Annotated in this window: 20 protein-coding genes; 13 read left to right on the plus strand and 7 right to left on the minus strand. The window is 64.4% G+C overall.

Annotation, left to right across the window (positions count from 1 at the left end; all coding sequences use genetic code 11):
* Positions 1-17 precede the first annotated feature (17 nt).
* Complete coding sequence (locus EJ069_RS06775) at positions 18-797, minus strand: SDR family oxidoreductase (RefSeq protein ID WP_126060637.1); 780 nt, start codon at positions 795-797, stop codon at positions 18-20.
* A 127-nt stretch (positions 798-924) separates the two neighbouring features.
* Between EJ069_RS06775 and EJ069_RS06780 the strand changes: the two genes are divergently transcribed.
* The gene (locus EJ069_RS06780) at positions 925-1,755 is read left to right on the plus strand and encodes a UDP-2,3-diacylglucosamine diphosphatase (protein ID WP_126060638.1); all 831 of its coding nucleotides are present in this window, start codon (positions 925-927) and stop codon (positions 1,753-1,755) included.
* 586 nt (positions 1,756-2,341) lie between these two features.
* On the opposite strand, the gene EJ069_RS06785 is transcribed toward EJ069_RS06780, so the two are convergent.
* Positions 2,342-2,896: a lipocalin-like domain-containing protein gene (locus tag EJ069_RS06785; RefSeq protein ID WP_210211324.1), complete on the minus strand. Its 555-nt coding sequence runs from the start codon at positions 2,894-2,896 to the stop codon at positions 2,342-2,344.
* A gap of 111 nt (positions 2,897-3,007) precedes the next feature.
* On the opposite strand from EJ069_RS06785, the gene EJ069_RS06790 reads away from it, so the two are divergent.
* Positions 3,008-4,222, plus strand: a complete 1,215-nt coding sequence (locus EJ069_RS06790; RefSeq protein ID WP_126060639.1) for an MFS transporter — start codon at positions 3,008-3,010, stop codon at positions 4,220-4,222.
* On the opposite strand, the gene dgcA is transcribed toward EJ069_RS06790, so the two are convergent.
* A complete protein-coding gene (gene dgcA, locus EJ069_RS06795; protein WP_126060640.1) occupies positions 4,193-5,176 on the minus strand; it encodes an N-acetyl-D-Glu racemase DgcA in 984 nt (327 codons plus the stop codon). The two genes, EJ069_RS06790 and dgcA, sit on opposite strands and share 30 nt — an antisense overlap.
* Positions 5,177-5,253: 77 nt before the next feature.
* Between dgcA and EJ069_RS06800 the strand changes: the two genes are divergently transcribed.
* The 5 genes from EJ069_RS06800 to EJ069_RS06820 are packed head-to-tail and all read left to right on the plus strand — an operon-like array spanning position 5,254 to position 9,673.
* Positions 5,254-6,441 (plus strand): ABC transporter permease, encoded by a 1,188-nt coding sequence (locus EJ069_RS06800; protein WP_126060641.1) that lies wholly within the window; start codon positions 5,254-5,256, stop codon positions 6,439-6,441.
* 1 nt (position 6,442) lies between these two features.
* The gene (locus tag EJ069_RS06805) at positions 6,443-7,255 is read left to right on the plus strand and encodes an ABC transporter ATP-binding protein (RefSeq protein WP_126060642.1); all 813 of its coding nucleotides are present in this window, start codon (positions 6,443-6,445) and stop codon (positions 7,253-7,255) included.
* Between the two features lie 14 nt (positions 7,256-7,269).
* Complete coding sequence (locus EJ069_RS06810; RefSeq protein ID WP_126060643.1) at positions 7,270-8,643, plus strand: MlaD family protein; 1,374 nt, start codon at positions 7,270-7,272, stop codon at positions 8,641-8,643.
* Positions 8,644-8,680: 37 nt separating this feature from the next.
* Positions 8,681-9,325 (plus strand): ABC-type transport auxiliary lipoprotein family protein, encoded by a 645-nt coding sequence (locus tag EJ069_RS06815; protein WP_126060644.1) that lies wholly within the window; start codon positions 8,681-8,683, stop codon positions 9,323-9,325.
* A 6-nt stretch (positions 9,326-9,331) separates the two neighbouring features.
* On the plus strand, positions 9,332-9,673 hold the full coding sequence (locus EJ069_RS06820) for a hypothetical protein (protein ID WP_126060645.1): 342 nt from the start codon (positions 9,332-9,334) through the stop codon (positions 9,671-9,673).
* A gap of 212 nt (positions 9,674-9,885) precedes the next feature.
* Here EJ069_RS06820 and EJ069_RS06825 read toward each other — a convergent pair whose 3' ends face one another.
* A complete protein-coding gene (locus EJ069_RS06825) occupies positions 9,886-16,299 on the minus strand; it encodes a kinesin (RefSeq protein ID WP_126060646.1) in 6,414 nt (2,137 codons plus the stop codon).
* Between the two features lie 300 nt (positions 16,300-16,599).
* Here EJ069_RS06825 and EJ069_RS06830 point away from each other — a divergent pair, with 300 nt between their 5' ends.
* From EJ069_RS06830 to EJ069_RS06840, 3 genes are all read left to right on the plus strand, one after another.
* Positions 16,600-16,968 (plus strand): Hpt domain-containing protein, encoded by a 369-nt coding sequence (locus EJ069_RS06830; protein ID WP_126060647.1) that lies wholly within the window; start codon positions 16,600-16,602, stop codon positions 16,966-16,968.
* A gap of 202 nt (positions 16,969-17,170) precedes the next feature.
* Positions 17,171-17,491, plus strand: a complete 321-nt coding sequence (locus EJ069_RS06835) for a 2Fe-2S iron-sulfur cluster-binding protein (RefSeq protein WP_112129386.1) — start codon at positions 17,171-17,173, stop codon at positions 17,489-17,491.
* 89 nt (positions 17,492-17,580) lie between these two features.
* Entirely contained in the window at positions 17,581-18,612 is a 1,032-nt protein-coding gene (locus EJ069_RS06840; RefSeq protein WP_126060648.1) for an NAD(P)/FAD-dependent oxidoreductase, read from the plus strand.
* Positions 18,613-18,669: 57 nt separating this feature from the next.
* On the opposite strand, the gene EJ069_RS06845 is transcribed toward EJ069_RS06840, so the two are convergent.
* Together EJ069_RS06845 and EJ069_RS06850 are read right to left on the minus strand one after the other, a co-directional pair.
* Positions 18,670-20,145 carry an MDR family MFS transporter gene (locus tag EJ069_RS06845; RefSeq protein ID WP_126060649.1) on the minus strand — a complete coding sequence of 492 codons (1,476 nt, stop codon included), beginning with the start codon at positions 20,143-20,145 and terminating at the stop codon, positions 18,670-18,672.
* A 199-nt stretch (positions 20,146-20,344) separates the two neighbouring features.
* Positions 20,345-20,965 (minus strand): DUF922 domain-containing protein, encoded by a 621-nt coding sequence (locus EJ069_RS06850; RefSeq protein ID WP_126060650.1) that lies wholly within the window; start codon positions 20,963-20,965, stop codon positions 20,345-20,347.
* A gap of 84 nt (positions 20,966-21,049) precedes the next feature.
* On the opposite strand from EJ069_RS06850, the gene folP reads away from it, so the two are divergent.
* Genes folP through folK form a run of 3 tightly spaced genes read left to right on the plus strand, consistent with a single transcriptional unit; the run spans position 21,050 to position 22,762 of the window.
* Positions 21,050-21,904 (plus strand): dihydropteroate synthase, encoded by an 855-nt coding sequence (folP, locus tag EJ069_RS06855; protein WP_126060651.1) that lies wholly within the window; start codon positions 21,050-21,052, stop codon positions 21,902-21,904.
* A gap of 2 nt (positions 21,905-21,906) precedes the next feature.
* Entirely contained in the window at positions 21,907-22,266 is a 360-nt protein-coding gene (gene folB / locus EJ069_RS06860; protein ID WP_042647736.1) for a dihydroneopterin aldolase, read from the plus strand.
* Positions 22,250-22,762 carry a 2-amino-4-hydroxy-6-hydroxymethyldihydropteridine diphosphokinase gene (gene folK / locus EJ069_RS06865; RefSeq protein WP_126060652.1) on the plus strand — a complete coding sequence of 171 codons (513 nt, stop codon included), beginning with the start codon at positions 22,250-22,252 and terminating at the stop codon, positions 22,760-22,762. The genes folB and folK overlap by 17 nt, the downstream gene beginning before the upstream one ends.
* Positions 22,763-22,771: 9 nt before the next feature.
* Here folK and EJ069_RS06870 read toward each other — a convergent pair whose 3' ends face one another.
* Positions 22,772-23,320, minus strand: a complete 549-nt coding sequence (locus EJ069_RS06870; protein ID WP_126060653.1) for a DUF924 family protein — start codon at positions 23,318-23,320, stop codon at positions 22,772-22,774.
* Between the last annotated feature and the right edge of the window lie 9 nt (positions 23,321-23,329).

Here is a 23,329-nt window from a genome sequence, read left to right on the forward strand (position 1 = left end):
AGAGCTTCAGGCGATGCTCAGAAGGCGCTGACGTAGAGGCCGCCATCGACCGGGATATTCTGGCCGGTGAGGTAGCCGGCATGGACCGAACAGAGAAAGGCGCAGATCTGGCCGAATTCCTCGGGCGTGCCGAGACGTTTCGCCGGCACGTCGGCGCTGATGCGGGCCTTGCGCGCGGCTGCCGTGCCCGGGTCTTCCTGAGTGCCTGCTTCATGCGGGCCGCGCAACCGGTCGGTGTCTAGTTTCCCGGGCAGCAGGCTGTTGATGGTGACGTTGCGGTCGATCACCGTGCGCGCCACGCCGGCCAGGAACGAGGTCAGGCCGGCGCGCGCGCCGGACGACAGGTCGAGGCCGGGGATCGGCACATAGACCGACAGCGAAGTGATGTTGACGATGCGGCCGAAGCCGCGCTTGGCCATGCCGTCGATCACCGCCTGGATGAGCTCGATCGGCGTCACCATGTTCTGCGTCACGCCCTCGAGGATTTTCGTGCGATCGAGCTCGCGGAAATCGCGCAGCGGCGGGCCGCCATTGTTGTTGACCAGGATGTCCGGATCGGGGCAGGCGGCAAGGATCGCCTTCTGCACCTCGGGCTTCGACACATCGCCGGCAACTTCGATTACCTTGACGCCGAATTTCTCGCGGATCTCTTGCGCGGTCCTGGCGAGAAGCTCGGCGTTGCGACCGTTGACGACGAGGTCGACGCCGGCTTCGGCCAACGCCATGGCGCAACCCTTTCCAAGCCCCTTGCTCGAGGCGCAGACGATGGCCTTCTTGCCGCGAATGCCGAGATCCATGGTGATTTTCTCCTGATGCTTTGGCGGCGCCAAGCTAGCGCCTGGGCTGGACCAACCGCAAGCAACCGTCATACGGTTGTTGCATGAATCGGGGCATAGGCACGCGAAAGCAAAGGGTAAAATCGCGATGTCAGCCCCAGAGCCCCGCACTTTCCGCGCGCTGTTCATTTCTGACGTGCATCTCGGCTCGAAAGCGGCCAAGGCCGATTTCCTGATCGACTTCCTGCGCCACCACGACGCCGAGATCATCTATCTGGTCGGCGATATCGTCGACGGCTGGCGGCTGCGCCGCAGCTGGCACTGGCCGCAGAGCCACAATGACGTCGTGCAGAAGCTGCTGCGCAAGGCGCGCAAGGGCGCCTCGATCACCTATATCGCCGGCAATCACGACGAATTCGCGCGCCAGTTCCAGGGCGTGCATTTCGGCGGCATCGTGGTCGCCGACCGCGCCATCCACGAAACCGCCGACGGCCGGCGCCTGCTAGTCATCCATGGCGACCAGTTCGACACGGTGGTGCACAACCAGCGCTGGCTCGCTTATCTCGGCGACTATGCCTATGACACGGCGATGCTGATCAACCGCGTGGTGACGAAGCTGCGCCATCTGCTCGGCCTGCCTTACTGGTCGTTCTCGTCATGGGCCAAGGTCAAGGTGAAGAAGGCGGTGAATTTCATCGGCTCGTTCCAGACCGTGCTTTCCGAGGAAGCGCGGCGCTCGCATGTCGACGGCGTGATCTGCGGACACATCCATCATGCCGCCATCGAGAGCTATGGGGAGGTGCAGTACATCAACACCGGCGACTGGGTGGAGAGCTGCACCGCGGTTGTCGAGCATTTCGACGGCCGCATGGAAATCCTGACCTGGGCGCATGTGCTGCCGGAATCGTCCGCAGGCAAGGATGTGCTGGTGCCGGTCGACATCATCGACCTCAATGGCAGGGCGGCGCAGGCGGCCTGAGGGGCTGACTGGAAAAGAAACTGGATGATTTCGGTTATCGAGGTTAGCCCGATATCGTCAAGCCCTTATCGGGCCGGGTCATGCAGACCTTCCTTCGAGGCCGCTGCGGTCATGTAAAGTGGCTGCCTGTTTGCCAGACTCAACGTCGAGTTGACGACCTGCAACGTAGCGACCAGTTGCGAACTCGGCGAAGGCAAGACTAGTGGTCTTTACAGGATTTTTGAAAGGTTGCCGTTTGTCGACGGGCACGATTTTCACCGTTGCTTTCCGTGAAATCAGTGCAACGCTGGGGAGTGGCCGAAGCCGCCCGAACCTCGTCATTCCAGGGCGGAGCAGCCGCGTAGCGGCGTCGCGGAGACCCTGGAATCCATTCCGTGACTTTGATCGAAGAACGCAGCGGAGCAGGATTCTGCACCGCGGCAGCGGCTCGGAAGTCACGGAATGGATCCTCGGGTCTGCGCGCGTCGCTTCGCTCCTTGTTCCGCCCGTAGATGACGACTGGGTGGGCGCTCGGCCAATCTCCAAGGCATGCCACCTGCCAACACAAACATGGCCGACCAGTCAAAATCCCTGTGCTGTGGAACGTCTAGTCGCGTCGAAAACTGAGGATGCCCCTTCCTATCGGATTTCCTGGTGCCAATGGATTCGGCATCCAGGCCGTAAAGACGTGGAGCGTATCTCCATCAAGCTTGTAGTATCGTTCCTGCTCACTGCCGTTCCAGGCTTCATTCCAAGACGAGTCTATCTTTGTGATAAACCGATCCTCATCGATCCTATACCGTCCGGTATAGGCCATCAAAGTACGGAAAAGCGCCGCCAATTTCTCATCTGTATTTCCTGGCTCCCGCGCCGTTGCCGTAACCAGGACCATCATTCGCCCATCAGAGCCGAAAACAAGGTAGCCATTGGGGTTGGCGCCCCACGGTTGACTACGCTCCTTTGAATCCCGAGCCTCGGTTTCAAAAGAAACCAACCGCCAGGAACCGTGGAGTTTGGCGTCGCGCTCAGACAAATTCGCTCCTGCATTGGTTTGCCAAGAACTACCCTCCTGTCGAGGATAGGGCATGTTGCCATGCAAATTGCAAAGCACCAACAAATTCGCGGGATGCGCACTATCAGCGTGCGGCGTTGCGTTGCTCATCAACAGCTTTGCCCTTGATCGACTAGTCCAGGCAGTTCCGCCCTGCCTTGCCGCATGTTAGGGATCGAAACGCGTTGCAGGCCGTCGATTGCAACGCAATTGGATCGATTCATGTCGCTGCCGCCGCTCTCGCCCGAACAACGCATCAAGCCCAGCCATTTCGAACTGCGCATCAGCCTGATCTTCGCGACCTTGTTCGTGTCGCAGGGCACGCATCTGCCTTATTTTCCGCTCTGGCTGCAGGCAAAGGGGTTCCATGCAGAGCAGATCGCGGTGATCCTGGCGACGCCGATGTTCCTGCGCGTGGTGACGACGCCGATGCTGACGGCGCTTGCCGACCGGGCGAAGGACCGCGCCAATGTCTATATCACGCTGGTCGCAGCCTCGATGGGCGTCTCGGCGGGCTATTTCCTGCCGGCCACCTACGCGACCGTGCTTGCCGTGTCGCTGCTGCTCACCATCGTCTGGACGCCGCATTCGCCGATGGCCGATTCGCTGGCGCTGTCAGGCGTCCGGCGCTTCGGCTCCAACTACACGGCGATGCGCAAATGGGGTTCGATCGCCTATTTGTGCGCCAATATCGCGGGCGGATTCATCCTGGCGGCCACAGGTCCGCAGGCCGTTCCGGTGATCATCTTCGTGGCGCTTGGCGCGGCTCTTGCCGCGGGTCTGTGGGCGCCGCGCATGGGGCGGCCGCGCAAGGCCTCGCCGCTGTCGGCCACTGAAATCCAACACAAGGCGCCGAGCCTGTTCAACGGCTATTTCCTCTATTTCACCCTCGGTGTCGGCGTCATCACCGCCAGCCACGCCTTCCTCTACGGCTTCGTGTCGATCTACTGGAAGGCGATCGGCATCGGCGATTCCGTCGTCGGCCTGCTTTGGGCCTGGGGCGTGGTCTCCGAAGTCTGCATGTTCCTGTTTTTCAACCGGATTTTTTCGTCGGTCTCGGTGGTCAAGGTGATGGTGATCGCCGGCATCGGCTCGATCGTGCGCTGGATCGCCTTTCCGCTCGTCTGGCCGCTCGGGTTTGGCGTCGGCGGCTTCTTCCTTGTCCAGTCGCTGCACTCGGTCTCGGTCGCGATGGTGTTGATCGGGCTGCAGAAGATGATCGGCGAGACGGTTTCCGAGGAGCGCACGGGAGCGGCGCAAGGCATTGCCTATTTTTTCAACGGCTTCTTCATGGCGGCGGTGACGCTCGCTTCCGGCCCGCTTTACGACCGCTTGGGCGTCGACGGTTTCTGGGCGATGATCCCGATCGCGATCGTCGGCATAGGGCTGATCGGTCTTGCCGCGCGCTCAGCCCCAAAGCTCCCTGTCGGGGGGTGAAACCAGCGATCCCTGGTAGACGAGGCCGGGCTCGCGATCGCGTGCGAGAAGCAGCGGGCCATCGAGGTCGACGAAGTCGGCATCCTGCGCCAGCAACACCGCCGGCGCCATGGCGAGCGATGTGCCGACCATGCAGCCCACCATGATACCGAAGCCGAGATCGCGGGCTCGGTCGCGCAATCTCACTGCCTCCGTTAGGCCGCCGGATTTGTCGAGCTTGATGTTGACGGCGTCGTAGAGACCGACCAGCGCGTCGAGGTCCTTCGCCGCATGCACGCTTTCGTCGGCGCAGATCGGCACCGGATGCGCGATCCGGCGCAGGATGTCGTCCTTGCCCGCCGGCAGCGGCTGCTCGACGAGCCTGATGCCGTGCTGAGCGGCGAAGGCCAGGTTCGCCTCGACATTTTGGTCCGTCCAACCCTCATTGGCATCGAGGATGATGCGGCTCTTTGGGGCGGCCTCCGTCACCGCGCGAATCCGCGCCATGTCGTTGTCGCCGCCGATCTTGACCTTAAGCAAAGGCCGCGCGGCATTGGCGCGCGCCTGTGCGGCCATGGCTTCCGGTTCGGCAAGCGACAGCGTGTAGGCGGTTTCCAGCGGCTTGGGCGGAAAGACGCCGATCGCTGCCGCCACGGGCGTGCCGGTCAGCTTGGCTTCCAGGTCCCAAAGGGCGCAGTCGATGGCATTGCGTGCCGCGCCTGCCGGCATGGCAGCGAGCAGCGCGGTCCGGTCGATGCCGCCAGCGATTTGGTCGCGCATGGCCTCGATGGCGGCATATACGCCCTCCATGGTCTCGCCGTAGCGCTTGTAAGGCACGCACTCGCCGCGCCCGGAACGTCCCCCGTCAGCAATCGTTACGGTGATGACTTCGGCCTCGGTTTTGGATCCGCGTGAGATGGTGAAGGTGCCGGCGATCGGGAATCGCTCCATTTCGACCGAAATGACACGCGCCATAATTTTCTTCTCCGGCTGTGCGACACCAGTCTGCCGGCAAATCGACACGCCAGTCCCGCCACGCTAAACAGGACGCCATGTTGACCATCCGCAAACGCGACGCAAGCGGCGAGGCCGCCGAGAACGGCGAGCATCGCCCGCGCGTCGCCGTGGGCGAGGAGGGCGGAGTGCTGGGCTGCGCGTTTTCCGGCGTGTGGACGACGCGCACCGTGGCGGCGGTCGATGCGGACATGCGCAAGATCGAGCAGAGAAGCGGCGCGAAACAGCTGATACTCGACCTTTCCCACATCGAAAAGATGGACACGGCCGGGGCCTGGCTGATCGACCGGCTGGCCAGCGCCTTCGAGAAGAAGGGCGTCGAGGTCCATTTGCAGGGGCAAAGCGAGGTCGCCTCGATCCTGCTCGGCGCCGTCGGTGACGCGGTCCGCCGCGAGCCCGAATCGGGCCCGTCCGGGCCGCCCAACATCATCCTGCGCGCTTTGGAGCTGGTTGGCCGGCGGGTGTACGAGATGCGCGACGATTTCTTCGCCTCGATGAATATCCTCGGCGCCACGATCCGCGGCGCGCAGATGAAGCTCGGGCGCGGTCACGCAGTCAATCCGGCCGCGATCTTCAACCAGATCGATCGCATGGGCGTCGGCGCGATCCCGGTGGTGGTGCTGATGTCGGCCATCGTCGGCGCCATCGTCGCCCAGCAGGGCGCCTATCAGCTCAGCTATTTCGGCGCCAATATCTTCGTCGTCGACCTAGTCGGCGTGCTGATCCTGCGCGAGCTCGGCGTGCTGATGACGGCGATCATGCTCGCGGGACGTTCGGGCAGCGCCATCACGGCCGAGATCGGCTCGATGAAAATGCGCGAGGAGGTCGATGCGCTCAAGGTGATCGGCCTCAATCCGATCGGTGTGCTGGTGTTTCCGCGGCTCGTCGCGCTGGTGATCGGGCTGCCATGCCTCACCATCATCGCCAATTTCGCGGCGCTCGGCGGCGGCATCGTCGCCGCCTGGCTCTATTCCGACATCCCGCCGGCTGCGTTCATCGACAGGCTGCGCGTCGCCATCGATCTCAGCACCATCTTCGCCGGCCTGATCAAGGCGCCGTTCATGGCCCTGATCATCGGCATCATTGCGTCTGTCGAGGGCATGAAAGTCGGCGGCAGTGCCGAATCGCTCGGCCTGCACGTCACCGCGTCGGTGGTGAAGTCGATCTTCATCGTCATCATCCTCGACGGGCTTTTCGCCATGTTCTACGCAGCGATCGGCTTCTGAGATGGCGAACGGCAACGGCGCCACGGCAGCGGAGCACACAAACGATGGCGAGATCGTGCTTTCGGTTCGCGACGTCACCGTCGCCATCGGCGACAAGCTGATCCTCGACAAGCTTTCGCTAGACATCAAGCGCGGGGAAATCCTCGGCTTTGTCGGCGCCTCCGGCGCCGGTAAATCGGTGCTGCTGCGCACCATACTGGGACTGATGCCGAAGCAGTCGGGGACGATCAGCCTGTTCGGCGTCGATGTCGACAAGGCAAGCGATGCCGATCGTCTGCGCATCGATATGCGGCTCGGCGTGCTGTTCCAGCATGGGGCGCTGTTTTCGGCGCTGACGGTGCTGGAGAACGTGCAGGTGCCGATGCGCGAATATCTCGACCTGCCCAAGGCGCTGATGGATGAGCTCGCCATGCTCAAGATCGAGCTGGTCGGGTTGCCGACCGACGCCGCGCAGAAGTTCCCGTCCGAACTTTCCGGCGGCATGATCAAGCGCGCGGCGCTGGCACGTGCGCTTGCGCTCGATCCGGACATCGTCTTTCTGGACGAACCGACCTCGGGGCTCGACCCGATCAGCGCAGCCGAGTTCGACGAACTGGTCGTCAAGCTGCGCGACACGATGGATCTCACCGTCTACATGGTCACGCACGACCTCGACACGCTGTTCACCGCTTGCGACCACGTCGCGGTGCTCGGCAAGAAGCGGGTTCTGGTGGAAGGCACGATCGACGACATGCTGAAGAGCGATGAGCCGTGGGTGAAATCCTATTTCCGCGGAAAACGCGCCCGGCAACTTGATCTTGCGGCGCGCGCATAGCGATAAGTGGGGCGATGGAAACAAGAGCCAACTACGTCATCGTCGGCATCTTCACGCTGGGCGCGATCCTGGCGGCCTTCGCCTTCGTCTATTGGACGGCCGCCATCGGCGACAGGGGCGAAACGGCGATGCTGCGCGTGCGCATCCCAGGCTCGGCCTCGGGCCTCAGCCGCGGCAGCCTGGTGCTGTTCAACGGCGTCAGGGTGGGCGATGTGAAAAACGTCTATATCGATGGCGACGATCCGACCGTCGCCATTGCCGACACCGAAATCGCCCGCTGGACGCCGATCACCAAGTCGACGCAGGCCGACATCGGACTGACCGGCCTCAGCGGCCAGGCCAATATCGAGCTCAAGGGTGCCGACCCCAAGGAAGCCAGGTTGCTCGACGAGGCGGAGAAGGAAGGCAGGGTCGCCGAGATCGTCGCCAACCCGTCCGCGGTCACCAACCTTTTGCAGACGGCTCAGAACATCTTTACCCGCGCCGACAAGGTGCTTAGCGAGCTCGAAGGTTTTACCAAGGACGTTCGTGAGCCGCTGACGCAGACGATCAAGAACGTCCAGACCTTCTCGGACGCGCTGGCCAAGAATTCCGACGGCATAGACAAGTTCCTGTCGGCGGTGAGCTCGCTTTCGGATCAGCTGAAGAATGTCTCCGGACGGCTCGACAGCACGCTGAAGGCCGCCGAAGGCCTGCTCAATTCCGTCGACAAGGACCAGATCAAGAGCATTGTGGCCAATGTCGATACGGTGACGGCGAACCTGAAAGAGACCTCGAAGCAGTTCGACACCGTCATCGGCAACGTCAACACGGCGGTCGGCTCGATCAACGATTTCGCCAAGCAGACGCAAGGGACACTGGCCAAGGTCAACGGCGTGCTCGACGGCATCGATCCGGCCGACGTCAAGGAGGCTTTGGCCAATATCCAGAAAGCAAGCGCCAGCGCCGACAAGGCGGCCTCGGACATCGCCAAGGTCACCGACAAGATCGCCAACCGTTCCGACGACATCAATGACACGATCAAGAATGCCCGCCAGCTTGCGCAGCGCCTCAACGACGCCTCGGTGCGCGTCGACGGCATCCTGGCCAAGGTGGACAAGATTCTCGGCTCCGGCGAGGCCGACGGCGTGATGGCCGATGCGAGGGCGACGCTCAAATCCTTCAAGCAGGTGGCCGATACCCTTAACTCCCGCCTCGGCACCATCGTCGACAACCTGTCACGCTTCTCCGGCCAAGGGCTGCAGAATGTGGAAGCGCTGGTGCAGGACAGCCGCCGCTCGATCAATCGCATCGAGGAAGCGGTGACCGACCTCAGCCGCAATCCGCAGCGCATCCTGTCCGGGGGCGAGGGCGAGGTCCGGCAATTCGACGGAAGGGCACGGCGTTGACTTCGGCCGCCGCGACCGCCAAGAAAATGAACCGCGAATGCGGGTTGATCGGGGACAACGGGGATCGCGCGTGAAGTCGGTCAGGGTGGTAGCGGGTAGTTTGAGATCATCCGCGGCGGCATTGCTGGTGCTTACGCTTGCCGGTTGCGCGGTCCTGGGCGGCAAGCCGGCGCCGCTCGACACGTTCGAACTGTCCGCGCCGTCGGTCGACGTGCATGCGCACAGCCGCCGCCAGATCCTGATCGCCCAGCCCTCGGCGCTCAAGGCGCTGGACAGCCAGAACATCGTCATCAGGCCTTCCGACCGCTCGATCCAGTTCCTGAAAGGCGCGCAATGGGCGGACCGGCTGCCGCTGATCGTGCAGGCGAGGCTGGCCGAGACGTTCCAGCGTTCCGGCAGCTTTGCCGGCGTAGGCAAGCCGGGCGAGGGGCTGGCCATCGACTACCAGATCATCGTCGAGGTGCGCTCCTTCGAGGTGCGCGTCAATGGCGGCGAGCATGCCGACGTCGACCTGTTCGTGCGCATCCTGAACGACCGCAACGGCGAGGTGCGCGCCTCGAAGGACTTCACCGCGAGCGCGCCGGTCTCCGGCAGCGGCAATGCGGCTTACGTCCGCGCGCTGGACAATGCCTTCGGCCAGGCGGCGACCGACATCGTCCGCTGGACGGACCAGATGATCTAGACAATGATGAGCGAATCCCAAGTCATTCTCCGCAAATGGAGCGGCCGCATCAGGACGGCCGATGAGGAGGCGTATGTCGCCTACATCGTGAAGACAGGGTTGAAGGACTACTCAGAGACGCCCGGCAACCTCGGCTGCCAGATGCTGATGCGCACGCTGGGCGACGGCGTCAGCGAAATCACCACGCTGAGCTGGTGGCGCGACATGGATGCCATTCGCGCCTTCGCCGGGCCGCAGCCGGAGCGTGCGGTCTACTACCCGGAAGACGACCGCTTCCTGCTCGATCGTCTGGAATTTGTCGAGCACCACCGGGTGATCGCGAGCGACGTCCGTCTCGGCGAGGCATAGAGCATGATCCCGAAAGAAGGTCAGCGACGGCAAAGAGTTGCAGAGCTTTCGGATTAAGACCATGCGACAAAACAAAGAGTCGGAGCGGGATGAATGACTCCACTCCAATTCATCCTGCTGTAAGCACCGGCTAAGCCGACAATCGACATCGTGGACATGAAAAAGGCGGGTCGAGACCCGCCTTTTTGGTTTACGATTCTGCCTGCCGGCGTTCAGTGCAACCGGCCGCTGGCGTGGGCCAGCATGGTGTAGACCTTGCCGGTGTCGGAGGTCAGATAGGTCTGCGCCATGATGTTGTCGCGATCGTTGCGCGAGACATCCTTGAGCAGCTTCTCGAAATCCTCGCAGTAGCGGTCGACCGCGGCGCGGAATTCCGACTCGGCCTGATATTTGCGGCGGATCTCGTCGAAGGTCTGCTGGCCCTTGAGCGTATAGAGGCGGCGCGTGAACACGTCGCGCTCGCCGCGGCGGTAGCGGTTCCACAGCTCGATCGAGGCGTCGTGGTCGATGGCCCGCGCAATGTCGACGGAGAGCGAGTTGAGCGACTCCATGACATGCAGCGGCGAGCGCTGGGCAGGCGCCGCGCGCGGCGCTTCCGCCGGCGCCGCCGGCCGCAGCTCTTCCTCGCGCGAGGCGTTGGTCAGGAGATCGCGCACCCAGCCGCCCTGCTGTGTCTTGCCGTTCTCACGGCGCGGCGCCTCGGCGGGACGTTCGAGGTCAAGCGTGCCGCGCAGCGTGGTCTCGGCGAGCGGCGCTTGAGGCGCGCGCGCCGCCGGTTGCGGCTGTGGCTGTGGCTGTGGGGCCGGCGGGCGGCGCAGCGGCGGCTCGGCGGCGCGGGCCGGCGCCTGCGGAGCAGGGCGCAGACCGCGCGGTTCGCCCTGCTCGCTCGAGCCGCTGCGGCCGGATTTCGCAACGATATCCGACAATTCCTTGAGCGCGTTGATCTGCTCGGCGACGGCGCGCCGGATGGCCGAGGTCGATTCCTTGGCCTCTTCCGGCATCTCGATGACGCCCTTCTTCAGCTCGGCGCGGGTGAGATCCAGCTCGCTCTTGATCGAGCCGGCGGTGCGCCGCATCTCCTCGGTCGCGTCGGCAAAGCGGCGCGTCGCCGAATCGACGACCTCGGCGATGGCCGTGCGGATCTTCTCCGCCGATTCCATCGTGCGGCCCTCGGCGGTCTGCATCGTCTGGCCGACGAGGCTCTCGAAGGAGCGCATCACCTTTTCGAGGTCTTCCGACTTCTTGACCAGGCCGACTGCGAGGTCCTCCAGCGAGGACTGGCGCTCCAGCGTGTGCTCGAGATTGCTCTGCGCGGAGCTGAGCAGGTTCGAGGCGCTGGAGAGCAGCCGGCTGTGCTCGTCGAACTTGGTTGCGATCGCGGCCACCTCGCGCAGAGTCGCCGATGACAGGTCGGTGAGCCGCGTCGTGTTGGAATCGACCAGACGCGCCGAGCTGGCGAAGGTCTGTGCGGCCTTCTCGGTGGTCGTGGCGAAGCTCTGCGTGCTGCCGGAGAGCCGCTCCTCGACCTGGCCGAGATTGACAGCGGCCTGTTCGATGAGTTGGCCGAGCTGGGCGCTCGAGGTCGTCATGCGGCCGATGAGATCGGCCACGCTGTCGGCAAGCGAGGAACGCGCGCCTTCGACGGCCGACAGCGTTTCGGCCGTGCGGCTGGCGAGAGCATTGACGAGGTTCGTGTTCTCGCTGCGCAGCTTCTCGGCCGCGCGTTCTGTGACCTCTTCCATGCTGCGCTGCAATTCGGAGCCGCCCTGGGCGAAGCGTTCCACCAGCGGCTTGGCCGTCTCGTCGAGGATCTTCGCCATCTCGGCCGAACGCGCCGCGAGCATGGTGTTGAGCTCGCGGGTGTTGGCGCCGATCGTGCGCGCGGCTTCGTTGGTGCTCTGGCCGATATGCTGGCCGACCGCCGTGAAGGTCTCGGCGATGACATTGGCGCGCGAGATGAGCTGAGCCTCGGCGCTGGAGACCTGCTCGCTGAGCTTCTGGCCCATCGTCTCGGCGGTGTAGGCGAGGCGGTTTTCCACGCTCGCGACCTGGTCCTCGACGCGCGCGGCGGCAGCGGCGGCGCTCGCGGCAAGCCGCTCGTCGGCGCCGGCCAGCGCCTGCTCGATCTCGCGGGCATGCACGGCGAGCTCCTGGCCGGTCTGGCGGGCGCGGTCGGCGACACGCTGCTCGGTGGCGGCGAAGGCTCCGACGATCGTGTCGGCGTGTTCGCCGATCGTCGAGCTGGTCGAAGCGATGCGCGACACCAGGCGGTTGTCGGCGTCGTCGAATATGCGGCCGATTTCGCCGGCGCGGGCCGAAAGCGCTTCCGACCCCTCGGCGATGCGCGCCATAAGCTGCTGGTCGGCGCTGTCGAAGATGCGGCCGAGATCGGAGGCGCGGGCGGCCAATGCCTCGGCCGATTCGGTGATGCGCATCGACAGCCGCTCGTCGGCGCCCTCGAAGTTGCGCAGGATGTCGCCGGCGCGGGCGGCCAGCGACTGCGCCGTCTCGACGGCGCGGGCAACCAGCTTCTGGTCGGCTGCGTCGAAGGTGTTGGCGATCTCGCCGGCGCGCGTGGCCAGCTTGTCGGCGGTTTCCTCGGCGCGGGCCATGAGCGAGTTCGACGCGTCGTCGGCGCGCGCCATCAGCATGTTGGACGTGTCCTGGGCACGCTCGTGCAGGCGCCGGTCAGCCGCCTCGAAGGCCTGGGCAATGTCCTCGGCCCTGGCAAGCAGCGCGGCGGAGGTCTGCTCGGCGCGCTCGGCGATCTTGCGATCGGCATCACTGAAGGCCGCACCGGCCTGCTCATGCAGGGTACTGGTGACTTCCATGACCTTGTCGCGCAACGCGCCCGCCACGAACACCGCGGTCTTCTCCAGCACGCCGCGCACATTGTCGACACCGGTCGACAGCGCGCGCTCCATGGTGCTGGCGCGTTCTTCGATGACACCGGTCTGGCGGCTGAAGGCCTGCTCGATCTTCTCGACATCGGCGGCGATCGCCGCCGAAATGTCGCCGCTCCGCGCGGCGATCTGGTCGATATGGCCGGAGACCGAACGGTCGACGTCCTTGCGCGCATCGGCGAGCTTGGCGAGATCGTCCTCCAAGGCGCGGGCCAGCATGTCGCGGCCTTCGGACAGCTTGCCGACATGGCCGGCGATGACGTCGTCGATCTCGGATCGGCTTTCCGTCAGCTTCTGAAGGTCGGCTTCGAGGGCGCGCTTGAGGATGTCGCGGCCCTCCGCCAGCTTCTCGACCTGGCCGGCGACCAGGCCGTCGATGCTGGAGCGGCTTTCGGCCAGCTTGGCAAGGTCGGCTTCAAGGGCGCGTGTGAGGATATCGCGGCCTTCGGCGAGCTTCTCGACCTGGCCGGCGACGAGGCCGTCGATGCCGGCGCGGCTTTCGGCCAGCTTGGCAAGGTCGGCTTCAAGGGCGCGCGTGAGGATATCGCGGCCTTCGGCGAGCTTTTCGACCTGGCCGGCGACAAGGCCGTCGATCGAGGCGCGGCTCTCGGCGAGCTTGGCAAGGTCGGCTTCCAGCGCCCGCTTGAGGATGTCGCGGCCTTCCGCCAGCTTCTCGACCTGGCCGGCGACCAGACCGTCGATGCTGGAACGGCCTTCGGCGAGCTTGGCGAGGTCGTCCTCCAGCGCTTTGGACAGCGTCGCGCGGCTCTGCGACAACTGGTCGGCATGCGTCTGCATGAGGCCGCTGGCATTGGCCATATCGGCGTCAAGCGCTCGCGAGAGTTCGGCGCGATGGCCGGTGATCTTCTGCGAATGATCGACGATTGCGCCCTGGATCGTGTTGAGATCGGCTTCCAGCGCGCGCTTGAGGATATCGCGGCCTTCGGCCAGCTTCTCGACCTGGCCGGCGACCAGCCCATCGATGCTGGAACGGCTCTCCGCCAGCTTGGCGAGATCGTCTTCGAGCGACTTGGACAGCACCGAACGGTCCTGAACGAGCCGGTTCTGATGCTCGGCAACGGCGCCACTGACATTCTGAAGGTCATCCTCCAGGGCTCTCGATAGGGCCGAGCGGTCTTGCGCCAGCTTGTTCTGATGATCGGCAATGGCGCCGCTGACGGCCTGCAGATCGGCTTCGAGGGCCTTCGACAGCTGCGAGCGATCCTCCAGCACCTTGTCGGAGTGTCCCGCAATGGCACCCTTGATGGTGTTGAGGTCGGCCTCCAGGGCGCGCTTGAGGATATCGCGGCCTTCGGCGAGCTTCTCGACCTGGCCGGCGACGAGGCCGTCGATCGAGGCACGGCTTTCGGCCAGCTTGGCGAGGTCGGCCTCCAGCGTCTGCGACAGCAGGCTGCGGTCTTCGGCAAGCTTGCCGGCGTGGCTGTCGATGAGGCCACGGATGCCGCTCAGATCGCTTTCAAGGGCGCGGCTGAGCTCGCCGCGGTCCTCGGCGAGCTTGGTCGAATGGGTCTCGACCAGGTTCCTGATGCCGATGATGTCGGTTTCGAGCGCCTTGGCCAGCACGGCGCGGCCCTCGGCGATCTTCTCGACCTGGCTGGCGACGAGGCCGTCGATCGAGGCGCGGCTGTCCTGCAGCTTGCCGAGATCGGCTTCCAGGGCGCGCGCCAGGATGTTACGGCCCTCGGCCAGCTTCCCGACATGACCGGCGACCATTTCGTCAATCATCGTGCGGGCTTGGACGAGTCTGCCGGAGTCTTCGTTCAAAGCCTGGGATAGGCGGTTGCGACCCTCTTCGAGCTGCTCCAGATGGCTGCCAAGCGATGCGTCGATGGCGGCGCGCGACTCGTTCACCTTGCGCAGATCTTCTTCCAGCGCGCGCGAGATCAAGCCGCGGCCTTCGGCCAGCTTCTGCACCTGGTTGGTGACGGCGGCATCGATTGCAGCGCGGCCCTCGGCGAACTTGGCCAGGTCCTCCTGCATGGCAGCGGCCATGCGTTCGCGGCTCTCGGAAAGCGAACGGCTGTGATTCTCGACGGCTTCCTCGATGCCAACACGGGCATCGGCAAGCCGCTGGATATCGGAATCGAAGGAGCGCGACACCACATGCCGGGCCGCTTCCATGCGGCCGGCGAAGTCGGTGGCGCGGGCTTCGAGCATGGAGGAGGTGGACGAGATGATGTCGGCCATATCGGCGCCGATCTGGGTCTTGCCCTGATCGATCATCGCCGACAGCGTGTCCTTGCTCTCGGCGAAGGCATGGGCGATTTCCTTCGCGCGTTCCACCATCGTCTCGTTGATCTGGCGGGCGCGGGCTTCGAGGGCGGCGTTGAGCTTCTGCGTGCCGGTGTCGAGCGCTTCGGCGCGGGTCTGGAATTCGCTGATGAGCGCCTGGCCGCGTTCGGCCAGCGTGCGTTCGATGCCGCTAAGGCTCGCCTCGAATTCGGAGTTCAGCGTGCGTGCAGCGCCGCCGAGCAGCGAGACCATGCCGTTCGTGCGGTCGTCGAGCAGGTCGGTCAGCGAGCGGGTGAGGCCGTCCGTGGTGTCGGTCAGCTTGGCGATACGGGTGTCGAGCAGGCTGGCGAAAGCCTCGCCGGAGGTGGAAAGCCGATCGGTGATGCTGTCCAGGCGCGATTCGACGGAATCGAAGATCGACGTCGAGCTTTCGTTGATGCGATCGATCAGCGTGTCGCCGGAATTGTTGATCGTCATCGACAGCTTGGTCGACGCGTTGAGGATCGAGTCGCGGATGATGTCGCTGGCCGCGCCGATCTCGTCGCGCAGCGTCTCGTGGGCGCTGGCAATGGAAGCGCGCACGCGCTCGGCATGGGTGACGACCGCCTCGCGCTCGCTGCCGAGGCCGTCGACCAGAGAACGGATGCGCGCCTCGTTTTCGGAATAGGAGCGTTCGATCTGGCTGACTTCGCCATGGACGAGCGTTTCGAGCTCGACGGCGCGGGCGAGCGTCCGCTCGATGCCTTCCCCCATGGCCGCCACCTCGCGGCGAACGGCCTGGCCGATCATCATGACGCGATCCTGGGCGAGGTTTTCCGGCTCCGCCAGGCGGAAGGCGACCTCGGTCATCGACTGCGCGGCGATGCGCATTTCCTGCGCGCGCCGAATCATGGCGGCGAACGCCCAGAACAGGATGACCGGAACGATCGCGGCTACCGCCAGGCCGATCAGCTCGGGACGGGCGAAGAACTGGTCGAAGGTACGGATCTTCCAGATACCAGGACCGAACAGGAGGTTGGCCAAGCCGCCGGCGCCGGCTATCCAGGCCAGCGAGATAAAGGCGATCACCCAGTAGACGGTGCTCGATGCACGCCGGTTGAGGCTGTGCAGCAGTGTCTTGTAATCCTTCTGGCGGTCGTCATTGGCGGGCGTGAAGCCGGCCGGGGGCGTGAAGCCGGACGGCTGTCCGTTGCGCGGCTCGACAGGGCGCAGCTCGGCGGGTTTGGCCGCGGGCGCCCTTGGAGGCTGAGGGGCGGAGGGCTGAGGGTTGTTCGCCGGCTCTGTCCGCTGGCTGCGGCCTTCGCGCGCCAGCTCGTCGGCCGCCGCCGATATCTGCGCTTCGAGATCCTCCATCGACGCCGCCATGTCGAGCCCGCCTTCGTCGCCGGCAAGGTCAAGGTCGAGCGCCTTTTCCAGTTCCGCGGCTACGTCATTCTCGAGAGACTTGGTCGTCGTTGGTTTCTTAGCCATGCCTTCGCTACCCTGTACTAGCTGCCGCGGGACTTATGATTTTGGCCGGATTCTGGCCCGATTCTAGCTTGTCTATCCCGAGCAGGAGGCTGAAAAATGGACCTTCGTATCGTAATGACACACAGGGGTAAAGAAAACATGCATTCCGGGCGATACGTAAAACTTTAAATATAGGGTTAACGGAAGCGTGATCCGGTCGCCTCCGTGACAACATTTTTCCCCTCCAATCGTTAACCCGTTGGCGACCGGAATCGCCTATTTCTTGGGCTCGTCTGCCCGCTTTATGGAGTTGCAGTGCGTATGCGTGGCGAAAGTGGTATTGCGTTTTCCATGCCGGGGGGAGATGCCTCCGGAACGGCTCGAGCCCGACCTGTGGATCTCGGCCATCTGGCGCGCCAGACAATGGGTGACCGCGACCTCGAACGGGAGGTGCTGGCGCTGTTCGTGCAGCAGTCGCTCAACGTTCGTGACCAGATCGCGGACGCCGACACCAGGCAGAGGATAATTCTGGCGCACGGCTTGAAGGGCTCGGCGCGCGGCATCGGCGCGTTCGCGGTCGCCGAATGCGCGGCGATCATCGAGAAGCAGCCGGAAGACGTCCGGGCGCTCAAGCGGCTCGGCATGCTGATCGAGGAAGTGCGCGACTTCATCGCGGGCATCAGCCGCTAGAGCGGTTCAGCGTTTCATGGAATCGCTGACTCGCTCTAGCTCTTCATTTTTACGCAATTCCGGGCGGAAAACCGCTGCGCACTTTTCCTGGAATTGCTCTTAGCACTATCTTCTTGAAAAACGTCATTTCGTGGCGCTTTCGCGCCGCAGTTGACTTGTCCGGTGGAGTGATTATCTCCGTCGCGACTCCTCAGGTGACTTAATGACCAAGCTGACTTACATCGCCCATGACGGGACCCGATTTGACGTGGAGGCCGAAAACGGCTCGACCGTCATGGAAAACGCCATCCGCAACGCGGTGCCCGGCATCGAGGCCGAATGCGGCGGCGCCTGCGCCTGCGCGACCTGCCATGTCTATGTCGACGAGGCATGGACGGCCGAGGTCGGCGAGCCGGAGGCGATGGAAGAGGACATGCTGGACTTCGCCTATGACGTCCGGCCGAATTCTCGTCTCTCGTGCCAGATCAAGGTGCGCGACGCGCTGGACGGGCTTGTCGTGCGCGTGCCCGAGCGCCAAGGCTAAAGCCGGCTTCCAGTTTTCTTCGCGCTGGCTGCTTGGCAGCAGGCAACAGCTCATGCAGTCTCGCTCCATTCCCAGAAGGGGCGCAGCGCATGGCCGATACCATCAAGACGGACGTTCTCATTGTCGGCGCCGGGCCGGTCGGCCTTTTCGCCGTGTTCGAGCTCGGCCTGCTCGACATGAAATGCCATCTCATCGATATTCTCGACCGTCCCGGCGGCCAGTGTGCCGAGCTCTATCCGGAAAAACCGATCTACGACATTCCGGGCTGGCCAACGATCTCCGCGCAAGGCCTGGTCGACAAGCTGATGGAGCAGATCCATCCGTTCAAGCCGGAGTTCACTTTCAACCGCATGGTCTCCAGCCTGGAAAAGCTCGACGACGGCAGCTTCCGCGTCGCCACCGACGAGGGCGAGCTGTTCGAGGCCAAGGTGGTGGTGATCGCCGCCGGCGGTGGCTCGTTCCAGCCCAAGCGCCCGCCCATTCCGGGCATCGAGGCCTATGAAGGCAAGAGCGTGTTTTATTCGGTCCGGCGCATGGAGGAATTCCGCGGCCACGATCTCGTCATCGTCGGCGGCGGCGATTCGGCGCTCGACTGGACGCTCAATCTGCAACCGATCGCCAAGAGCGTGACGCTGGTGCATCGCCGCCCCGAATTCCGGGCGGCACCCGACAGCGTCAACAAGATGTATGCCTTGCAGGAGATGAAGCAGCTCAAATTCCTGGTCGGTCAGGTCAGCGGGCTTGCCGGGACCGACGGCCAGTTGTCGTCGGCGACCATCAAGGGCGGTCCGGACGGCGACGTCGAGGTGCCATGCACCCGCATGCTGCCCTTCTTCGGCCTCACCATGAAGCTCGGACCGATCGCCGAATGGGGCCTCAACCTCAATGAGAACCTGATCCCGGTGGACACGGAGAAGTTCCAGAGCTCGATCCCGGGCATCTTTGCCGTGGGCGACATCAACTGGTATCCGGGCAAGCTGAAGCTGATCCTGTCAGGTTTTCACGAGGTGGCGCTGATGGCGCAGGCCGCCAAGCGCATCATCAGCCCGGGTGAGCGCATCGTCTTCCAATATACGACCTCATCGACCAGCTTGCAGAAGAAGCTCGGCGTCCACGACTGAGTATGTTGAATTCAGGTGATGCCGGCCTGACCTGAATCTCAACGCATCTCGGAGAGATTACTCCGCAAGCACCGGCGCGGCGTGCTCGTCGCGGCCGCGCAGTTCCTTTTCCGGCATGAGCGCCAGCACGATCAGCGCAAGGACAAGCGTGATCCCGGTGGTGAGGAAAATCATCACGAACGGCAGGGCCGATGACAATTCGATACGCGTCGCGTCGCCTTCGGACGACAGCGGCAAGCCGTAGCCCAGCGCCACGGCGCCAAGGATCGCCACGCCGAGCGCGCCGCCCAGCGTGCGCAGGAAGGTCAGCACGCCGGTCGCCACGCCCAGGTGAGCGCGGTCGACGGCGTTCTGGACCGAGACGGTGGCGACCGGGAAGGTCGTTCCGCTGCCCAGGCCGGTGAGCGTGGTCAGGATCAGGACCTCGAGCAGCGAGGCGTGTCCCGCAATGGCACTGAGCACGCCAACGCAGACGATGGCAAGACTGACGCCGATCATGGCGATGCGCTTATAGTGGACGAAACGCGGGATCATGCGCCCGCTGAAAGTGGCGCCGGCAACCGTGCCGAGCAGCAGGCCGAGCATGGCGGTACCGGATTGGCTGACCGAAAGACCGACCACCGACTGCAGGTAGACCGGCAGGTAAACCGAAGCGCCGATGTTCGCGGCCTGCAACAGGAACATCGACAGCGTGCCGGCGAGCACGATCGGGTTGCCCAGCACGTCGAGGGAGATCAAGGGCTCGGCCGCTTTGAGCAGCCTCAGCACGAAGAAAGCCCAGAACACGGCCGAGCAGGCCACCAGCCCCAGGATTTCGCCCGATAACCAGGGATAGGCGCTGCCGCCCCAGTTCAGCGCCAGGAGCAGGAGCGACGTAGCGATAACCAGCAGCACGGCGCCCAGCCCGTCGATGCGATGGTTCTTGGCCGCGATCGGCAGCTTCTTCAGCGGGTTGTTGATGATCGCCATGGCCAGGAAGCCGATGGGGAGGTTGATCCAGAAGATCAGCGACCAGTGCAAATGCTCGGCAAAGACGCCGCCGAGCAGCGGGCCGGCGACGCTGGCGACCGCCCATGTGCCGGAAATCCAGGCCGCGTAGCGGGCGCGCTCGCGCGGCGGCACGAGATCGCCGATGACGGTCTGGGCGAGGGCGAACAGGCCGCCGCCGCCGGCGCCCTGGATGGCGCGGCCGATGACCAGCACCAGCATGTTGGGCGCGAGCGCGCTGACGAGCGACCCGAACAGAAAGATCATAATGGCGGCGTAGATGACGGAACGGCGACCATAGACATCCGAGATCCTGCCGTAGAGCGGCGCCATCGCGGTCGCGGTCAAAAGATAGCCGGTGACGATCCACGGCAGATACTCGGCATGGCCAAGCGCGAGCGCGATCGTCGGCAGCGCGGGGGCGACGATGGTCTGGTCAAGGGCTGCCAGCAGCATCGACAACAGCACGCCGCCGATGATGGCGTTCTTCTCGCTCTCGCTTATCGGCGCGGCTTTCGGCGCCATCGTCTCGACGGTCTGGTCCATGCATCATTCTTTCAAAGGCCGGTGCTTGGCGCGCCAAGGTGGCTTTGGCTGGTCGCGCCTGTCATTTCCCATCGTGGATAGGGGGTGTTTCGAACCCGCTATATGTCGGTCGGTATAGGCCGATTTCGACCACCGCTCGAAAGTTCTTCCTATCTGGCACGATGCTTGGACGAAATTGGCCGGATGGCCTTGCCTCTGGTCAGGGCGGCGGCAACTGGCCGGCTTCAATGCGCTGCATCCGATAGCGCATCAGCCGAAGGATGCGGCTTTCGAAATTGGCGCCCTCGACCCGGTCGAAGCGCACCTGGTCCTGATCGTGCCTGGCGAGTTCGGCTGCCTGGATCGATGCGGCCTCCCCTTTTGCCTGTTCGCACGTCCTTTGCGCGGGGCTGGCCTTCAGCGCATCCTCGAGCAAGCGCGCATGGTTCTTGGCGATCTCGACATGGCGTTCCTCATGCCGCTTGATGTCGGCCGAGAGCGTGTCCCAGAACAGCCTGACGTCGGGATCGGCCTTGCGCGGGCGCCGCCACTCGGGGAGGATCACCTTGACCTTCACGGTGACGGCCGCGTCGGCGATGCGGCAGGACTGCGCGCTCTGGGCGTAGCTGATACGGGTCGTAAAGGCCATCTGCGTGGCGCCTGGATGTCGCGAACCGGTGCTCTTCACTTCGGGGCCGTTTCTCGACAGCTGGTTCTGGATATCGTCGAGCGTGCGGCCGCCGACGCTGAAATAGCTGTAGGTCTTCACCAGATTCGCAGCGGCCGCCGGCGTGGCGGCGAGCGCGAGCATCAGGGCGCAGAGCAGGGGACGCTTCATCATATTGCCTCTTCACGCACCTTGCTTTAGGGCCGTCGCCAGCGCAACGGAATTGATTTCCGGCGGATCACGCATGGTTGATGGACGATGACGACAAGGCGATGGCAGTTGGCGCATGGGCGCTATCTCGACCTCGGTCCGAAGGCGGTCGTCGTCGGCATCCTTAACGTGACGCCTGACAGTTTTTCGGACGGCGGTTTCTTCATCGCGCCGGAAAAGGCGCTCGAGCAGGCGCGACGGATGGTGGAAGAGGGCGCCGCCGTTATCGACGTCGGCGGGGAATCGACGCGGCCGGGTTTCGCTCCGATCACGGCTGAAGAAGAGCAGGGCCGCGTGCTGCCGGTCATCGCGGCGCTCGCCGCTTCCGGCGAGGCGCTGATCTCGGTCGACACCTATCGCGAGGATACCGCGCGGCGCGCAGTCGCCGCCGGCGCCCATATCGTCAACGATGTCTGGGGGCTGCAGCGCGAGCCCGCCATCGCGCGCGTCGCCGCCGAAACCGGCGCCGGGCTCATCATCATGCACACCGGGCGCGAGCGGCAGAAACTGCCTGATGTGATCGAGGACCAGTTCCTGTTCCTGCGCAAATCGCTCGAGATCGCGCGTGCGGCCAACGTCGCCGACAGTCAGATCGTGCTCGATGCAGGCTTCGGCTTCGCCAAGGAAACGGCGGCTGAGAACCTCGACCTGATGGCGCGGTTTTCCGAGCTTCAGGCGCTTGGCTATCCGCTGATGGCGGGGACCTCGCGCAAGCGCTTCATCGGCAACGCGACCGGGCGCGAGCCTGGCGATCGGGCCGCCGGCACGGCGGCCACCAGCGTCATCCTGCGCTTGAAGGGAGCCGACCTGTTTCGCGTCCACGATGTCGCAATCAACGTGGACGCGCTGGCGCTGACCGATGCTATGCTTGCCCGCGAAACCGAGCCTCCCCCCGGACCCTGATCATGTACGTCATCCGTATGAAGAACTGCGCCTTCTTCGCCCGCCACGGCGTGCTGGACGAGGAGGAGACGCTTGGCCAGCGTTTCTATGTCGATGCCGAGCTGACCGTCGAACCCAGCCGTCCGCTGACGGAGGATTCCATCGAGGATACCGTCAATTACGGCGTCGCCTTCGCGGTCATCGAGAAGATCGTGACCGGACATCGCCGCTTCCTGATCGAGGCGCTGGCGCTGGAGGTCGCAAAGGCGCTGACGGCGCGGTTCTCGCAGATCAGGAAGGCCGCGATCACCGTGCGCAAGCCGAACGCCCCGGTGCCCGGCGTGCTCGATTATGTCGAGGTGACCGTTGTCTGGCCAGAATAGCGTCGTCTACCTCAGCCTCGGCGGCAATCTCGGCGATCCGGCGAAGTCCATGGGCGCGGCATTGCGCATACTGGATGGCGACGACGCGACGCGCGTCACCGCGGTCTCGTCGCTCTACCGCACGCCGCCCTGGGGCAAGCTCGACCAACCCGATTTCCTCAACGCCGCCGCCGCGATCGAGACGGCGCTCTCGCCGCGCGCGCTGCTCGACCTTTGCCTCGACGTCGAGAGGCGATTGAAGCGCGTGCGCGAGGAGCGCTGGGGGCCGCGCCTGATCGACGTCGACATCCTGGTGTTCGGCGACCGGGTTATCCACGAGACCGGGCTCGAAGTGCCGCATCCGCGTATGCTGGAGCGCGCCTTCGTGCTGGCGCCGTTGGCCGAGATCGCGCCGGGGCTGTCGGTCGGCGGCAGGAGCGTCTCGGAACGGCTCGGCGCCGTCGACACATCGGGGATCGAGCGGCTGCCCTCCGGCCGGGAGTGGTGGCTCGGCTAAGGCTGCCGGTCAGCCGGAGAACCCGCCGCCGTCCAAAAACGCCTGTTCTTCGGGCGTCGTTTCTCGACCGAGCATCCGATTGCGATGCGGAAAGCGGCCGAAGCGCTCGATGATCTCCAGATGCTCCTCGGCATATTTAAGATCGTTCGGTGCTCGCGCGGCGGTGAGCTCCACCGAACGCTTCTGATCGCCAAGCGATTCCGAGTGCTCGAAAGGAAGGTAGAGGAAGACGCGCAGAGCCTCGTCGAGTTCCAGATCCTGTCCGGCGGCGATCGCCCGGTCGGCAAAATGCCTTGCCAGCGGGTCGGTCGCGTACATGTGGCCGGTGCCCCGGAAGCAGTTGCGCGGGAACTGGTCGAGCAGGATCATCAGCGCCAGCGATCCTTCGGCATGGGCGTTCCAATCGTCGCATTCGCGCCGCGCGGCAGCGTAATGCAACTCCAGGAAGCGGCTGCGAAAATCGGTGTCGAAGGCGTCGTTCTTCTCGAACCAGGCGTCCTCGCCGGCGTCGCGCCAGAATTTGGTGACCGAAAGCGCCCGCGCGTCGAGCTCTGCCATGCCTTGCCC

Source organism: Mesorhizobium sp. M2A.F.Ca.ET.043.05.1.1, assembly GCF_003952445.1.
Lineage (GTDB): Bacteria > Pseudomonadota > Alphaproteobacteria > Rhizobiales > Rhizobiaceae > Mesorhizobium.